Here is a 16488-nt window from a genome sequence, read left to right as displayed (position 1 = left end):
TCGCTACCATCGGGCCGTCGCGGGGCACGGCGTCGCCGACGGCGAGCAGCCGCCCGCCGCTCCGCGGCGAGCCGCGGAGGCCGCCGAGCCGACCGAACCGGTGCCCGAGTCGGGGATCGGCGGCCGTACGGACGCCCCCGGCTGTGCCGCCGAGCCCGCCGACACGGCCGCCGACCACGCCGAGCTGATCGCCGAACTACGCCGTCGGGGCGTCAAGATCAGCCCGCGCAAGGTCGTCCGCATGACCCGCCTCCGAGACGGCCGGGTCGCCTGGTTGGAGACCGGTTCCACGACGGCCGGGCTCGCACACATTCTCGAAGCGAGGAAGGTTCGCACTTTCGAGAGGGCCGGCGTACCGCGGGAGTGGATCGTGACCGTGGTGTTCGCCGCAGTCGAGCGTGGCAGGCTGATCGGTTACCACGGTGTCGGTCGACCCGTGTACGAAGTGGAGACCGACGCAGGCGTACGCAGGGTGTCGGTCGACGTCTCAGACAACGGATTCATCGTCGGAGCGCACCCCGTCAGTCTGAGAACCAAGGTCCGTCGCCATCGTGACCGAACGAGGACGGAGTCGCCGTGAGCTATGACGTCACTCTGCTCGTGGGATACGGGGAGGACCCGTTCTACTACGAGATGGACGAGGAGGACCTCGGTAATCACAGCATCGAGGAGGCGGGTGCGGATCTGGGGCTCAGCGCCGAGCTCGTCGAGGAGCTTCTGGTGTGGGATGAGGAGTTCCAGCGGACGCGTGATCCGGTGGACGGGCGGCGTTCGACGTTCGCCTCGGCTGTGGCGGAACACTCCTGGGTGGAGCGGGGGCGTGGTCTGGCGACTCGGGTTCGGCGGGAGTCGTCGGTGATCACGCGGTTGGAGTATCGGGGTTTCGGCGGGGTGGCGCCGGGGGCGTGCGTCTTCTGACCGGGCCGTCGGCTCGCCTGCCGCCCGCGTCTCAGGGGCGGCATCGCGTGAGGACGACGGCACCGTGTGAGACCGGGCCACCGCAGGAGACCGGGAGCACGCCGCCGAGTCGCCGATCGTCGGCGGCATCAGCCGGGGCCGCCCGCCTGCCCACCGGGCACGGCAGGCGGCGAGCGGCCGTGGGCGGCGCGGGCTCAGTCCTCGTCGTCGGAGTCGTCGCGGGCCAGGTAGGTGGCCAGCCGCTCGACGGCGTCCTCGAACTCGGGATTGCCGTCCACGAAGGCTCGCAGGCGGTCGGCGACCCAGGACAGGGTGACCGACTCGTCGCCGCGACGCTCCTCGAGTTCTTCGATGCCTCTGTCGGTGAAGTACAACGCTGCCTCCGGCAACGACTGATCGGATACGGGGAAGGCGGTCCCGCGGTCGACGCGGCGCGGCCATGTCGGGCGGATCGCGGCGCCGCCGATACCGACGTGACGCCCGAAAAGGCCTGCCGACGGCGCCCGCGAACACGAGACCCGAACCACGAGATCGAGGCCACGAGACCACGATCATGAGACCGAGGGCACCCGGTGCGGCGGACGACCGACCCGACCTGCACGGCGGACACCGCGGCCGGACACAGAACCGGGTCGCGCCGACGAACGGCGCGACCCGGCAAGCCTAGACCTCGGCGCCGATCAGCTCAGCGCGGTGTCCAGGATCTCCTTCTGCTCCACCTCGTGGACCTTGTTCGAACCCGCCGACGGCGCGGCCATCGCCCGCCGCGACACGCGCTTGAGACCGGACAGTCGCTCCGGAAGCAGATCCGGGAGGTTCAGGCCGAGGAACGGCCAGGCACCCTGGTTCGCGGGCTCCTCCTGGACCCAGCGGATGTCCTGCGCGTTCGGGTACCGCTCCAACGCCGCCGCCAGCTTGCGTCGGGGCACCGGGTAGAGCTGCTCCAACCGCACGATGGCCGTGTCGGTGATGCCCCGCTTGAGCCGCTCGGCGTTCAGCTCGTAGGAGATCTTCCCGCTGCACAGCAGCACGCGCTTCACCGCGCTCGGGTCCTTCACCGTCGGGTCGTCCAGCACCGACTGGAACTTGCTGCCCTCGGTGAAGTCGGCGAGGTCGCTCACGGCCGCCTTCAGCCGCAGGAGCTGCTTGGGCGTGAACACCACCAGCGGCCGGTTCACACCGTCGAGGGCGTGCCTGCGGAGCAGGTGGAAGTAGTTCGCGGGAGTCGACGGCATCGACACCGTCATCGAGCCCTCGGCGCACAGCTGGAGGAATCGCTCGATCCGTCCGGACGTGTGGTCCGGCCCCTGTCCCTCGTGGCCGTGGGGGAGCAGCAGCACCACGTCGGAGCGCTGGCCCCACTTCGCCTCACCGGAGGAGATGAACTCGTCGATGATCGGCTGCGCGCCGTTGACGAAGTCGCCGAACTGCGCCTCCCACAGCACCAGGGCGTCGGGGTTGGCCACCGAGTAGCCGTACTCGAACCCGAGGGCCGCGAACTCCGACAGCGCCGAGTCGTAGGCCATGAACCGCGCCTGGTCCTCGGCGAGGTTCTGCAGGGGGGTGTACTCGCCGCCGCTCTTCTTGTCGATGATCACGGCGTGCCGCTGCACGAAGGTGCCTCGGCGGCTGTCCTGACCGGAGAGCCGGACCAGCCTGCCCTCCTTGACCAGCGAGCCGAACGCGAGCAGCTCGGCGAACGCCCAGTCGACGGCGCCCTCGCGGGCCATCTTCGCCCGCCGCTCCAACACCGGCTTGACCCGCGGGTGCGGGGTGAAGCCCTCCGGCAGCTCGGTGTGGGCGTCGGCGATCCGGACGATCGTCTCCGCGGTGACCGAGGTGTTGAGCTTCGCCGGGACGAGCTGCTCGGACTCCACCGAGGGGCTGGGCGCCGGTGGGTGCTTCTCCAGCTCCCGCACCTCGTTGAAGACGTACTCGAGCTGGCTGGCGTAGTCCCGCAGCGCCTTCTCGGCGTCCTCCACCGAGATGTCGCCGCGACCGATCAGCGACTCGGTGTAGGTCTTGCGGACGCTGCGCATCGTGTCGATGACGCTGTACATCTTCGGCTGGGTCATCGAGGGGTCGTCGCCCTCGTTGTGCCCGCGGCGTCGGTAGCAGACCATGTCGATCACGACGTCCTTGCCGAACGCCTGCCGGTACTCCACCGCCAGCTTCGCCACCCAGACGCACGCCTCGGGGTCGTCGCCGTTGACGTGGAACACGGGGGCGCCGATCATCTTCGCGACGTCCGTGGAGTACTGGCTGGACCGCGAGTGCTCCGGGGCGGTGGTGAAGCCGACCTGGTTGTTGATGATCACATGCAGCGTGCCGCCGGTGCGGTAGCCGCGCAGCAGCGACAGGTTCAGCGTCTCGGCCACGACGCCCTGGCCCGCGAACGCGGCGTCGCCGTGCAGCAGGACGGGGAGCACGGTGAATCCGTTCTCACCCTTGTCGATCATGTCCTGCTTGGCGCGCACGATGCCTTCCAGCACCGGGTTCACCGCTTCGAGGTGCGAGGGGTTCGAGGTCAGCGACACCGTGGTCTCGCCGTCGCCGAACATCCGGAAGTACTTGCCCTCGGCGCCGAGGTGGTACTTCACGTCACCGGAGCCGTGTGCCTGCCCCGGGTCGAGGTTGCCCTCGAACTCGCGGAAGATCTGCGCGATGGGCTTGCCGACCACGTTGGCCAGGACGTTCAGCCTGCCTCGGTGCGGCATGCCGATGACGACCTCGTCCAACTCGTGCTCGGAGGCCTTGTCCAGGACGGCGTCCAGCAGCGGGATCACCGTCTCGCTGCCCTCCAGCGAGAAGCGCTTCTGACCGACGTACTTGGTCTGGAGGAAGGTCTCGAAGGCCTCGGCGGCGTTGAGCTTGGACAGGATGTACTTCTGCTCGGCCGGGTCCGGGTGGCGGTGCGGCACCTCGACGAGCTTCTGCAGCCACTTCCGCTCGTCCGGCTCCAGGATGTGCATGTACTCCACGCCGACCGTGCGGCAGTAGGAGTCACGCAGCACGCCGAGGACGTCGCGCAGCTTCATCCGTTCGCTGCCCGCGAAGCCGCCGACGGCGAACTCCCGATCCAGGTCCCACAGCGTCAGCCCGTGAGACAGGATGTCCAGGTCGGGGTGGCGCCGCTGCCGGTAGTTCAGCGGGTCGGTGTTGGCCATCAGGTGGCCGCGCGTGCGGTAGGCGTCGATCAGCTCGAGCACGCGGGCGGTCTTGTCGACGGCGCCTTCGGGGATGTCGCTGACCCAGCGCACCGGCTCGTACGGCAGCCGCAGCGACGTGAAGATGTCGTCGTAGAAGCCGTCCTCGCCCAGCAGCAGCTGGTGGACCCGCCGCAGGAAGTCGCCGGACTCCGCACCCTGGATGATCCGGTGGTCGTAGGTCGAGGTCAGCGTCATGATCTTGCTGATGCCGAGCTTGACCAGCGCCTTCTCGCTGCTGCCCTGGAACTCCGCCGGGTACTCCATGGCGCCGACGCCGACGATCGCGCCCTGTCCGGCGGTGAGCCTCGGCACCGAGTGGTTGGTGCCGATGGTGCCGGGGTTGGTCAGCGAGATCGTGGTGCCCGCGAAGTCGTCCGCCGTCAGCTTGCCGGTCCTGGCCTTGCGGATGATGTCCTCGTAGGCCTGCCAGAACTGGAGGAAGGTGGTGCCCTCGCACTTCTTGATGGAGGCGACCACCAGCGACCGTGAGCCGTCCTTGCCGGGCAGGTCGATGGCCAGGCCCAGGTTGACGTGCTCCGGGGTGACCACCGTCGGCTTGCCGTCGGTCTCGGCGTAGAAGCGGTTCATGCCGGGGAAGCTCTCCAGCGCCCGGACGATCGCGTAGCCGATGAGGTGGGTGAAGGAGACCTTGCCGCCGCGCGTCCGCTTGAGGTGATTGTTGATCACGATGCGGTTGTCGAACAGCAGCTTGGCGGGCACGGCGCGAACGCTCGTCGCGGTCGGGACCGTGAGCGACTGCTCCATGTTCTTGGCGATGGCCGCCGCGGCGCCGCGCAGCGGCTTGCGCTGCTCGCCTTCCGGCTTGTCCTCCTTGCCCGCGCCCTTGACCGGTGTCTTGGTCGCGGCCTTCTGCGGGGACGGCTTGCCTGCGGGCTGCTGCGTCGCAGCTGCTGTAGTCGAGGTCGCTGTGCTCATCGTCTTCTGCGAGTCGGTGGCGGCGGGCTTCGCCGCCGTCGTGGGGGTTGTCGTCGCGGGGGTTGCGGGCGCCGTCGTCGCGACCTGCTCTCGCTGACCGTTCCGCTGTGAGGACGCGGCCTGCTGTCCGGCCTTCGTCTGGGTGGTGGTACCCGTCGATGAGGCCCCGCCGACCTGCTCGGCAGACTCTCGGCCGTCGCGTCCCGTGCGCTGGGTGGGCTTGTAGTCGGCGAAGAAGTCGTGCCACGCGGGGTCTACTGATGACGGGTTGGTGAGGAACTGCTCGTACATCTCCTCGACCAGCCACTCGTTAGGGCCGAACTGTGACGCAGGGGTGCTGCTGGACACGGCTCCCGTTCGCCTCGATCCGTCTGCTAGGGGTTATTGAGACACTGTTCCCTAGGCTAATCCTCCCCAAGATGTGGTTGTTACAAGACTGGTGCATGCACTCTTCGACTCAGTCACAGGATCGATCACTGTATCGATTCCGTCTTCACGATGTGGACTGAGGGTAACTGATCAGTCGCTTTCTGCGACGGAATTTGCCGACCACAGCCGGGCATATCGCCCGTTGCGGGCGAGTAGGTCCCGATGGGTTCCCTCCTCGACGATCCGGCCCTGATCGAACACGTAGACGCGGTCGGCCTGAGCCGCCGTGGCCAGCCGATGCGCCACGACGAAGGTCGTCCTGGACGCGGACAGCCGGTCGTCCGCGGCGTGCACGGCGGCCTCGGTCGCCGGGTCGAGCGCGGCGGTGGCCTCGTCCAACAGCAGCAGGTCGGGCTTGACCAGCTCCGTCCTGGCCAGCGAGACGAGCTGTCGCTGGCCCGCCGACAGGCTGCCGCCGCGTTCGCCCACCTCTTGGCGGAAGCCCCTCGGCAGCGACGCGATCATCGGCAGCGCGCCCACGGCCCGCGCCGCCGCCTCGATCTCGGCCTCCGTGGCCTCGGGGCGCCCGTAGCCGATGTTGTCGGCGACGGTCCCGCTGAACAGGTGCGGCTCCTGCGGCACGACGCCCAGGTGGCCGCGGTAGTCGATCAGACCGTGATCCCGGATGTCGACGCCGTCGACGAGGATGCGCCCCTCCTCCGTCTGATAGAAGCGTCCGAGCAGCTTGACCAGCGTCGACTTCCCCGCTCCGGTGGCACCCACCAGCGCGACCCGCTCGCCGGGGCGGACCAGCAGGGACACGCCCGTCAGAGCCTTGCGCTCCGCGCCGGGGTACGAGAAGCCGACGTCGACGAACTCCACCTCGCCGCGCAGCCGTGCGGGCACCGGAACCGGCGTCGCGGGCTCCGGCACCGACGGCGGAGTGCGCAGCAGGTCGCGGATACGGCGCAGACCCACCTTGGCCTGCTGGTACAGGTCGAAGACGCTGGAGAGCTGCTGCACCGGACCGAACAGCAGCCGGAGGTACAGCAGGAATGCCAGCAGGACGCCCGGGCTCAGGTCGCCCGCCGCCACCGCGAACGCTCCGACGCCCAGCACCGCCACCTGGGCCACGTCGGAGAGCAGCGCGACGAAGGGGAAGAAGGTCGCGATGTAGCGCTGCGCCCGCAGCCGGGTCGTCCGATAGGTGTCGCTGCGGGCGGCGAAGTTCGCGGCCGAGCGGGCCTCGCGGCTGAACGCCTGCGCCACCCGCACACCCGAGACGTTCTCCTGCAGGTCGGCGTTGACGGCACTGACCTGCTCCCGGGCCTGCGTGTAGGCGCGGGAGGACAGGCGCTGGAAGATCACCGTCGCCAGGATCAGCACCGGAAGCGGCGCCAACGCCACGACGGCCAGCGACACGTCGGTGATCAGCAGCGCGCCGATGATGCCGAACAGTGTGAGCAGACTCACCACCGCGCTCGCCAGTCCGGTCTGGAGGAACTGGGACAGCGCGTCGACGTCGGTGGTCATCCGGGTCATGATCCGACCGGCCTGCTCGCGCTCGTAGTAGTCCAGGCCGAGCCGTTGCAGGTGAGCGAAGGTCCGAACCCGTAGCAGGTAGAGCAGGGTCTCGCCCGCCTTGGCCGCCACCACGGTCTGCAGCGCCACGGTGAGCCAGGAGACCACGACGATCGCCACGCCGCCCGCCGTCGCCCACCACAGGGCGGAGGCGACCCCGTCGGCGACACCGGAGTCGACGCCGTAGCGGAAGAGGCTCGGCAGGATCACCGCGGCGATCGCGTCCAGACTGACCAGCAGGATCGCCAGTGCCAGCGGCCCGCGCACCGTCCGCAGCAGGCGGCGCAGGCGGAAGTCCGGGTCGGGCGCGGTCGGGTCCTCGGTCCGCAGTCGCGGCTCGTCACGGACCGGCGGGAGCCGATCCACCTGCGCGAGCAGCTCCGGCGTCGGGACCATCCCGCCGAACAGCGAGGACGAACCGCCCGCCGCGCGCATGCCGCCCCGCGCGGCTCCGCCCGCCCGGCCGCCCGAGTCGGCGGCATCCCGCCCGGCGAGTCGGATCGACCGGGTCGCGTCCCCGGCGTCGACCTCGGGCCACAGTGCGGCCGTGACGCCCGGCTGCCGGATCGCCGCCGTCTCGGACGCCTCGGCCGATCCGGCCGGATCAGCCGGTGTGACGGTCTGTCCAGCGGGAGCCTGAGCCGGCGCGGACTCGATCGCCGCCCCGTGGGCCAGCAGCGACCGGAACAGCGGACAGCGGGCCGTCAGCTCCTCCTCGGTTCCGACGTCGACCAGCCTGCCCCGATCGAGCACCGCGATGCGGTCCGCGAGAGACAGACTCGAACGGCGATGCGCGATCAGCAGGGTCGTCCGCCCCGCCGTCACCGACCGCAGCGTGTCGTGGATCGCGGCCTCCGTCACCGCGTCCACGGCGGACGTCGCGTCGTCGAGCACCAGGATGCGCGGGTCCGTGAGCAGCGCGCGGGCCAGGGCGATGCGCTGCCGCTGGCCGCCCGACAACGAGAGGCCGCGCTCGCCCACCCGCGTGTCGTAGCCGTCGGGCAGATCCTCGATGAACCCCGCCGCCTCCGCGGCCCGTGCGGCGGCTTCGACCTCCGCGTCGGTGGCGTCGGGCCTGCCGTAGGCGATGTTGGCGCGCACGGTGTCGGAGAAGAGGAAGGCCTCCTCGAACACCACGCCGATCGCACCGCGCAGCGAGGCGGTCCGCAGCGTGCGGACGTCCCGCTCCCCGCCGGGGGAGCCGACGCGGACCGCGCCGCCGTGGACGTCGTAGAAGCGGGGCAGCAGCGCGGAGACGGTGGACTTGCCGGAACCCGCGGGCCCGACCACCGCCAGCGTCTCGCCCGGTTCCACCCGCAGCGAGACGCCGTCCAGCACCGGATCGGCCCTGGTGTAGCCGAAGCGGACGTCGCGAAGCTCGACGGCCAGCCCGCCCGAGGGCAGGTCCGCCGCGTCCGGTGCCTCCCTGACGTCGGGCTGCGAGTCGATCAGCTCGTAGACCCGCTCCACGCCCGCCCTGGCCAGCTGGGCGCTGACCAGCAGACTCGACAGCATCCGGGCCGGGCCGACGAGTCCGACCATGTAGGTGGTGAAGGCGAGGAACGTGCCGAGCGTGATGTCGCCGTTCATCGCCAGCCAGCCGCCGACGCCGAGCACGCCGACCTGGCCGAGCGCGGGCAGCGCGGCGAGCGTGGCCGCCGGGCGCGCGGTCAGCCGAGCGGCTCGCAGACGGTCGCCGAACAGCCGCCGGGCGGTGCCCTCCAGCGTGGCGACCTCACGGCGTTCCTGGCCGAAGCTCTTGACCACCCGGACGCCGGTGACCGTCTCCTCGACCTGCTGTGCCACCTCGGCCGCCCGCTGCTGCGCCGCCCAGGTGGCCGGATAGAGCACCCGCCGGGTGCGCAGGGACTCGATGAACACCAGCGGCAGGACCACCAGCGCCAGCAGGGTCAGCAGCGGCGAGAGCCAGACCATCACTCCCAGCGAGACGACGGCGAAGACCAGCGAGCCGGTGGCCAGCGGGACCATCGACAGCAGCGCGTTCACCAGCTGGAGGTCCGAGATCGCCCGCGAGGCTATCTGCCCGGTGCGGATGCCGTCCTGGTTGCCGCCGTCGAAGCGGGTGACCGAGTCGAACACCGCCTGGCGGAGGTCGTGCTGCACGTTGAGCGCGAGCCTGCCCGCCTCGTAGCGTCGGACGAAGGCCGTCCCGAACCGCAGCAGACCGAACAGCACCATCACGCCGAGGATCAGCCAGAGCCCGTCGGTGCGGCCCGCCACCGCCCCGTCGACGGCCTCGCGGGTCAACAGGGGGATGAGTGCTTCGAGACCCACGCCCACGACGGAGGCGATGAGGGACAGCAGCACGGTGCGGCGATGACGCCAGCACGCGGCGCTCAGCCGCCTCAGCCAGCCGGGTTCCGCGGCGGCGCTTCGATTCTCCGAGGTGGTGCTCGGCGCGAGGGGAGGCACTGATCCAGATTAGGTCCGAACTCGGGCCGCCCACCCGTTCACGGCTCGTCGTCACCCGTTTCCGAGTCCGCCGACCGCGGGACGGGCGGAGCCCGACGACGGCGAGGGCCGGACACGGCGGGCCACGGCGTCGATCACGACGTGGGTCCACCCCGTCCGGCCCGATCCGCGCCGCGGTCGGTGACCGAGGGTCACCGAGCCGACGTCGGGATCAGCTGACGTCCCGACGGCTGTTGGCCAGCATCCCGAGCAGCAGGAACACGGCACACCAGACGACGAACACGAGCCCGGAGATCCACCACTGGGTCGCCATGTCCGTGAAGGCCGCCGCCTCCGGGACCTCCCGGTTCAGCTGGTCGACGTCACCCGCCTCCGGGACGCTCGCGAAGATCTGGTTCAGGCTCAGCGAGATCGCGAGGCCGAACAGCAGCGCGGAGGCCGCGCCGCCCGGCAGGTAGTTCGCCGCGTTGTCGACCCCGAGCTCGGCGAACAGGGTCGCGATCAGACCCTCGCCCAGGAGCACGACGAGCACGAGCGTCAGCACGACACCCGCCTGGTTGGTCATCAACGCGCCGAGGCCGAGGCCGAGGACGGCCCACAACGCCATGACCACCACGGCGACCAGGCTGATCAGCAGCCAGACGCCGAGGTCGGGGAAGTCCCGGAAGCTGGAGCCGATGCCCGCGCCGAGCGAGCCGAGCAGGACCGAGGTCACCCCGTACAGGGCACCCATCCCGGCGTAGACGATCGTCTTCGCGGCGAGCACCCGGCCGCGCGAGTCGGACACGAGGAACGTGGTGGTGATCGTCTTGTGGCGGAACTCGCCCGCCATGCCCAACGCCCCGAAGATCCCCGCGAACAGGCCGGTGGCGACCAGACCCGTCGTGAAGGTCATCGAGGTGAACAGGCTGGTGAGCCCGGAGATGCCTTCCAACTCGGCGTCCGGGACCTCGGTACTGAGCGCCGAGCCGAACATGCTGCCCGCCGTGCCGCCCAACAGGGAGAGCAGGAAGCAGAGCAGGCCTGCCGGGATCAGCAGTCCCCACCACAGGTTGGTGGTGAAGATCTTGCGAATCTCAGACTGGATGAGCCTGTTCATCAGTGGTTACCCCCGGACCCGTCCGACTGCCCCTGGTCGCCGGGCGGCTGCTGGTACGGACTGTGCTGCGGCGGACCCTGCTGGTACGGGCCTGGCTGGTACGGGCCCTGTGGTCCGTGTTGGTACGGCCCCTGCTGCTGGTACGGGCCCTGCGGTGCACCGGGCTGCTGGTAGGGATTGACCGTCGGGAACCCGCCGCTTCCGGGCGGCTGCCCCCAGTTCGGCGGGGGCTGCTGAGGCGCAGGCGGTCCGAAGCCGGGGGCACCCGTGTACTGCCCGCTGGTCATCTCCAGGAACAGCGACTCGAGGTCGACGTGCTCCTCCTGGATGCCGTAGACGGCGACGCCTGCCTTCAACGCGAGGTCGGCGACCTGCTTCGAGTCGGCCCCGCTGACCGCCAGACGGCCGTCGGGGATGCTCTCGATCCCGTTGTGCCCGGCCTCCTGGAGCGCGCCGACCAGCGTGGCGAGATCGTCGGCCTGCACGAGTACTCGGCTGGGGCGCTGCGCGCGGAGCTGATCCAGCGAGCCGTGGTACATCGACTGGCCTCGGCTGATGATCACGACCTGGTCGACGGTCTGCTCGACCTCCCGCAGCAGGTGGCTGGAGATCAGCACCGTCCGGCCGCGCGAGGCGAAGTCGCGGAGGAAGCCGCGCAGCCAGGCGATGCCCTCGGGGTCCAGTCCGTTCGACGGCTCGTCGAGGATCAGGATCTGCGGGTCGCCGAGCAGCGCGGTCGCCAACGCGAGGCGCTGTCGCATGCCCAACGAGAAGCCCTTGGTGTTGCGTCGGCCCGCCTGGTGCAGGCCGACGAGACCGAGGACGTCGTTGACGACCCGGTCCGACACGCCGATCGCTGCGGCGAAGCTGCGCAGGTGGTTGAGGGCGCTGCGCGTCGGATGGAAACTCTGCGCCTCCAACACCGCGCCGACCACCCGGGCGGGGTTGCCGAGCTGTTCGAACGGACGCCCGTTCACGGTCGCCTGGCCCGCCGTCGGACGCACGAGTCCGAGCAGCATGCGAAGCGTGGTCGTCTTGCCTGACCCGTTGGGGCCGAGGAAGCCGGTGACGGTGCCGGGCTCCACGGTGAAGCCCAGATTCTGTACCGCTGTGACCGGCCCGAACTGTTTGGTCAGGCCTTGCACAACGATTCGGCCGGTGCCGTCGTGCACATGTCCTCCCCTGACGTAGGGATGTCAGGCGTCATCCTGCCTCATCGGTCGAAAGGGCATCGGCCGCTTCGACGACAAGGCGGTCGGGGAGTGGCGAAACAGGCGGTGCGGGGGGCGGGCCTGCTTCGGTCGGACGTGGCCTCGACGCGCGTCCGACGGAGGTCAGGGGCCTTCTGGGGAGAGCCTGCGAACCAGTGGCGAGGTGCGTTCGACGACCTTCGCCCGGTGGATCGGCCGCTGAGCGGGGCGGCTGCCCGACGCGGTGTCCGCCTCGGGGGCGGCGCCGTCGGTCAGGCGGCGGTGGTCGCCGTGCCGGGGTGCTTCGGTCATCAGGGAGCGGGAGCCGGCGTCCGCGACGCCGGGGGCGGCGGACGGTACCGCGGTGCCGGGGACCTCGGCGATTCCGGGTGCCTGGCCGGGAGCGCCGTGATTCCTCGTCCCGGTCGCGGCGGAAGCGGACACCCGGCTCGCGGCGCGGGCGAAGGTGCGCGAGAGGGGCCGTCGTCGCCTGCCGTGCGTGTCGCCGTCGCCGATGAGGTGCCGGTGAGCCAGCAGCCACACCTTGCAGGGCCACCGTCGCCGTCGCCAGCCGGACGGACAGGCACGACAGCGACCGTCCTCGTCGGGCTGGTGCACGGTGAGCAGCAGCCGCCATCCATCGGTGAGTCGCCGAAGCTCGGCACGGGCCAGGGGGGCCAGCGTGTCGACGTCCTCACGTTCGGCGGCCTCGTCGAGCATCGTGAGCCGAGTGAGCACCGCGTGTCGGAGCGCCTTCTCCGTGGCGCTCACGGGCGGCGGCTCCCCGCCGTCCGGGCCGCGCGATCCAGGGTGCTGCGCAGCCGACGGGTCTGCCGGGCGGACATCACCGCGCCTGCACCGGGCGGGGAGATGACGGCGATCTCGCCTCCGTCGACGAGCACCGTGACCGAGCGGTCTCGGCCGAAGGGATCGTGGCAGGCGACCCACCAGGCTCGCCCCTCGTCGGTCGAATCGACGTCGGTCGAGGAGCCGCCGGTCCTGCTTCGCGCGGCCCGGCCCTCTTCGTCCAGACCCGTCGTGTCGAGACGGCCGTGGGCGTCGTCCGGCTCGGCGGGGCGACGCCCCTCCGGCGTCTCGGAGGTCACTGCTGCCCCGGGCGACACGGCTGATCGCATCGGCAGCGATGAAGGGGACTGTCCCCCGGTCGAGTTATCCACCACATCCATCGTGGGAACATCGGCGATGTCACCCGGTCCCTTCACCCCCGTGCGGAAAAGTTCACCCGTTTGACCTACTGATTCTGGTCTGAACGGGGCTTTCTCGGGCGAGATCACGATTTCCGGGTGGACCGGCTCGGTTTTCGGGCCGCGATGGGCTTAGACTGGTGTCGGCGGCTCGCTCCCGGTGACCCCCAGGCTGGTTGAGCGGGCCGCCCCTATACGTCTCTCCTCTCCTCCGACCGCCGCCGCGGTCTCGCCCCGATCGGCCGCTGCCGGACATCGCATGAGGCGTGCGACCGACGATCGCCGCCGGGCTCGGCGGTCCTCTCGAACCCGCGCGAGGCGTGGCCCGCGTCTGCGAGCCCGACGGCGGACCTCATGCTCGCCGCGTGCCCAGCACCTCGGAGAGGTCGACCCGCTCCATCGAGTGTGCCTCGGCGACCGCCTCGTTGATCAGCATGCCCTGATGGGTGGTCAGGCCTCCCGCGAGAGACGCGTCCGCCGCGCACGCCTCCTGCCAGCCCTGGTCGGCCAGCCGCATCACGTAGGGCAGCGTGACGTTGGTGAGGGCGTGGGTGGAGGTGTGGGGGACGGCGCCGGGCATGTTCGTGACGCAGTAGAAGAGCGAGTCGTGGACGCGGAAGGTCGGGGCGTCGTGGGTGGTCGGGCGCGAGTCGGCGAAGCAGCCGCCCTGATCGATGGAGATGTCCACCAGGACGGAGCCGGGTCGCATCCGTGCGACGAGGTCGTTGTCGACCAGCGTGGGCGCCTTGGCACCGGGGACAAGCACGGCGCCGATCACCAGGTCGGCCTCCAGCACCGCCTGGGTGATCGTGTAGCTGTTCGAGGTGATGGTGCGCAGCCTGCCCCGGTAGTCGCGGTCGATCTCGCGGAGCCGGGCGACGTTGGTGTCGAGCAGTTCGACGTCGGCCTGTAGTCCGAGGGCGATGCTCGCGGCGTTCAGGCCTGCGACCCCGGCGCCGATCACGACGACGCGGGCGGGCGGCACCCCCGGCACGCCGCTGGCCAGGATGCCTCGACCGCCCGCCGGACGCAGGAGGGTGTCGACGCCCACCATGGGGGCGAGCCTGCCCGCCACCTCCGACATCGGCGCCAGCAGCGGCAGCGTGCGGTCCGGGTTCTGCACCGTCTCGTAGGCGATGCCGGTCACCCCGGAGGCGAGTACCGCCTCGGTGAGCGAGCGACTGCCCGCGAGGTGCAGGTAGGTGAAGAGCACCTGGTCCCGCCGCAGCCTCGGATACTCCTCCGGGAGCGGCTCCTTGACCTTCAGCACGAGGTCGCCCTGCGCCCAGACGTCCTCCGCCGCATCGGCGATCGTCGCTCCCGCGATCGAGTAGTCGGTGTCGGCGATGCCGGAGCCGACCCCTGCCTGACTCTCGACGAGCACCTCATGACCGCGGCGAGTCAGTTCGTGGACGCCGGCGGGGGTGAGGGCGACCCGATACTCGTGGTTCTTGATCTCACGGGGAACGGCGATCTTCATGGGTGGATTCCTTCCATTCCTGCGGTGCGGCGGGCTGCGATCGCGCGGCGGTGGCCGCGGCGTGTCGGCCACGATGCTGCCTCGGCCGCCTGCCTGTCATCGTTCCCGCGGCACGGATGATCAGCGACTCCTTAGTCCGGCGCGGACAACCGGCCGGCGCCGGTCCGACCCCAGTGACGGACGGTGAGCTGCGTCACCAACGCGAGGCGAACCTCTGGAGTGGTCAGATCGAGTTCCGTCACGGCGTGGAGTCGTTTGAGCCGGTAGCGCAGGGTGTTGGGATGGATGCCGAGCTCGGCGCCTGCCCTCCTCGGATCGCCGGGATGCCGCAACCAGGCGTAGAGCGTCGCCACATGGTGCGTCCCCTGCCGGGCGTCGAGTTCCGCCAGTCTCCCGAGCGGCCCCAGCTCGTCGAGATCCGCCCTGGCCGCCGCCGAGGCGAGCCGGTGCAGGACCAGGGCGGGCCAGCAGTCCTCCCACACGGCCACCGGTCCCGGCAGCAGTCCGGCCCGCAGCAGGCCCAGCAGCTCGGCCGCCTGTTCCCGCGACCGTGCCAGCTCGCCTGCCTCGACGGCGGTGCCCACCGCCAGCGCCACCGGGCCCGCCGTGGCCAGCGGCGAGTCACGCAGGACGTCGTGCCCGCCCGCTCCCGCGCGCTGACCGACCACCGCGTAGAGCACCCCGCCCAGCTCGGTGACCACCGGAGCCCGGCCGATCCCCCTGGCCAGGTGCTGTCGCAGGGCCAGCCGAGCCCCTTCGGCCTCCGGTGCCGTCGGCGGGTCCGCCGCATCGATCGCGACGACGCGATGCGGTCCGGAGTCACAGCCCAGTTCGGCCGCCGCCGCCCGCCAGCCCTCGCCGCCGTGCAACAGCAGCCGCGCCTGCTCGGCATGCCTGGCCGCGTCGGCGTCCACCGTGGCGCGCCATCGCAGCAGTCGCAGTGCCACCACGGGGCCCGCGTCGGCGAAGGCCAGCGCCCGTTCGGAGGTCACCGGGCCTGGCACGACCGCCCACATCGAGCCGAGCAGTTCCCCGCCCATCCGGATCGGCACGATCAGCCGAGGCAGCGTGCCGTCGGGCTGCGCGGGCACGAACACCGTGCTCCGGCCGAGACTGAGCTTGCGAAAGACCCCCCGCGACCGGAACCGCGCGAGGACGTCGTTGGGCACCCGCCGCCCCATGATGGTGGCCACCCGCGCCGGGTCCGTCCGGTCCTGTCGAGCCGAGTACGCGACCACCCTGGACTGGGCGTCCTCGATCGTGACCGGCGCGTCGACGATCGCGGCCACCACGTCGGCCAGCGTGAACAGGTCGCCCGCGGCGGCACCGTGATCGCCGCGCGGCTCGGTGATATCGGCATCCGACAGCGCCGCGGCGTCCAGGACGGTCCGCAGCAGCCACGTCACCTGAGCCCAGGCCGCGTCGGCGGACACCTCCACGAGCGCGGTGCCCAATCGCTCGGCCAGCGCACGCAGGCCTGCGTCGGCCGCGAACGGCGGCTTGAGCAGCACGCCCGCGGCCTGGTGCTGCGCGCCGGATCGGACCAGGGCCGCCGCGTCGGACACCGCCGTCACCGCGACGCCCAGCAGGAGCTCGCCCGCACCCGGCCGCGGCGTGTCGCCCGGCTCCACGATGACGACGTCGGCCACCGGCGCGCCCAGTCCCGTGGCCGATCTGGCCCGTAACAGCGTCGCGCCCATCCGGTCCACCACACCCGACACCGTGATCATCCGGCCTCCTGCTTCGTCGCCGTCCGCCGCGACGCACCGGACGGCCCCATCGCCGTCGGCTCACCGCTCGGCTGTCGACACGGCGATGCCCGTGGATGCGCAGGCAGTAGGAAACCAGGCGAGCCGCCGATACGGGGCCGGAAGTCGAGGATTCACCCGAGGCGGCCGCGGTCGGCGGCCGGTGGGTTTCGATGAGAACCCGCCCGGGGTGAGCGGGCGCCCGCCCCGGCACGGCTGCCCCGACCGGCGTGACGTGGCGAGGCGACCGGCCCTCGGTCCGACCCGCCAGGCCGGCGTGGCCGCGTGCGGGCCGTCTCCTGCGCCTGTTCGGGCGGTCC

General features: G+C 71.0%; 11 protein-coding genes. 2 read left to right on the top strand and 9 right to left on the bottom strand.

Annotation, left to right across the window (positions count from 1 at the left end):
• The first annotated feature begins 100 nt into the window (after positions 1-100).
• Positions 101-580, top strand: coding sequence for a hypothetical protein (locus AHOG_RS24295; RefSeq protein WP_093943394.1), 480 nt, complete (start codon positions 101-103; stop codon positions 578-580).
• On the top strand, positions 577-918 hold the full coding sequence (locus AHOG_RS24290; protein WP_093943393.1) for a hypothetical protein: 342 nt from the start codon (positions 577-579) through the stop codon (positions 916-918). The genes AHOG_RS24295 and AHOG_RS24290 overlap by 4 nt, the downstream gene beginning before the upstream one ends.
• Before the next feature lie 194 nt (positions 919-1112).
• Here the strand turns inward: AHOG_RS24290 and AHOG_RS24285 are convergent, their stop codons facing one another.
• From AHOG_RS24285 to AHOG_RS24245, 9 genes are all read right to left on the bottom strand, one after another.
• Complete coding sequence (locus tag AHOG_RS24285; RefSeq protein WP_093943392.1) at positions 1113-1292, bottom strand: DUF6104 family protein; 180 nt, start codon at positions 1290-1292, stop codon at positions 1113-1115.
• Between the two features lie 306 nt (positions 1293-1598).
• Positions 1599-5411 (bottom strand): multifunctional oxoglutarate decarboxylase/oxoglutarate dehydrogenase thiamine pyrophosphate-binding subunit/dihydrolipoyllysine-residue succinyltransferase subunit, encoded by a 3813-nt coding sequence (locus AHOG_RS24280; protein WP_093943391.1) that lies wholly within the window; start codon positions 5409-5411, stop codon positions 1599-1601.
• Positions 5412-5582: 171 nt separating this feature from the next.
• The gene (locus AHOG_RS24275) at positions 5583-9446 is read right to left on the bottom strand and encodes an ABC transporter ATP-binding protein (protein WP_093943390.1); all 3864 of its coding nucleotides are present in this window, start codon (positions 9444-9446) and stop codon (positions 5583-5585) included.
• Between the two features lie 211 nt (positions 9447-9657).
• Complete coding sequence (locus AHOG_RS24270; protein WP_093943389.1) at positions 9658-10545, bottom strand: ABC transporter permease subunit; 888 nt, start codon at positions 10543-10545, stop codon at positions 9658-9660.
• Complete coding sequence (locus AHOG_RS24265; protein ID WP_093943388.1) at positions 10545-11717, bottom strand: ABC transporter ATP-binding protein; 1173 nt, start codon at positions 11715-11717, stop codon at positions 10545-10547. Before AHOG_RS24265 ends, AHOG_RS24270 begins: the two co-directional genes overlap by 1 nt.
• A gap of 162 nt (positions 11718-11879) precedes the next feature.
• Entirely contained in the window at positions 11880-12506 is a 627-nt protein-coding gene (locus AHOG_RS29650) for a hypothetical protein (RefSeq protein ID WP_184451087.1), read from the bottom strand.
• Positions 12503-12841 (bottom strand): hypothetical protein, encoded by a 339-nt coding sequence (locus AHOG_RS24255; protein ID WP_093943387.1) that lies wholly within the window; start codon positions 12839-12841, stop codon positions 12503-12505. Before AHOG_RS24255 ends, AHOG_RS29650 begins: the two co-directional genes overlap by 4 nt.
• A 451-nt stretch (positions 12842-13292) precedes the next feature.
• Complete coding sequence (gene ald, locus AHOG_RS24250) at positions 13293-14420, bottom strand: alanine dehydrogenase (RefSeq protein ID WP_093943386.1); 1128 nt, start codon at positions 14418-14420, stop codon at positions 13293-13295.
• Positions 14421-14551: 131 nt separating this feature from the next.
• Positions 14552-16150, bottom strand: coding sequence for a helix-turn-helix domain-containing protein (locus AHOG_RS24245; protein WP_093943385.1), 1599 nt, complete (start codon positions 16148-16150; stop codon positions 14552-14554).
• Positions 16151-16488 lie beyond the last annotated feature (338 nt).

The organism is Actinoalloteichus hoggarensis, assembly GCF_002234535.1.
GTDB classification, from domain to species: Bacteria; Actinomycetota; Actinomycetes; order Mycobacteriales; family Pseudonocardiaceae; genus Actinoalloteichus_A; species Actinoalloteichus_A hoggarensis.
Note: the sequence above shows the minus strand (reverse complement) of the source record. Positions and strands in the feature narration are given on the sequence as shown.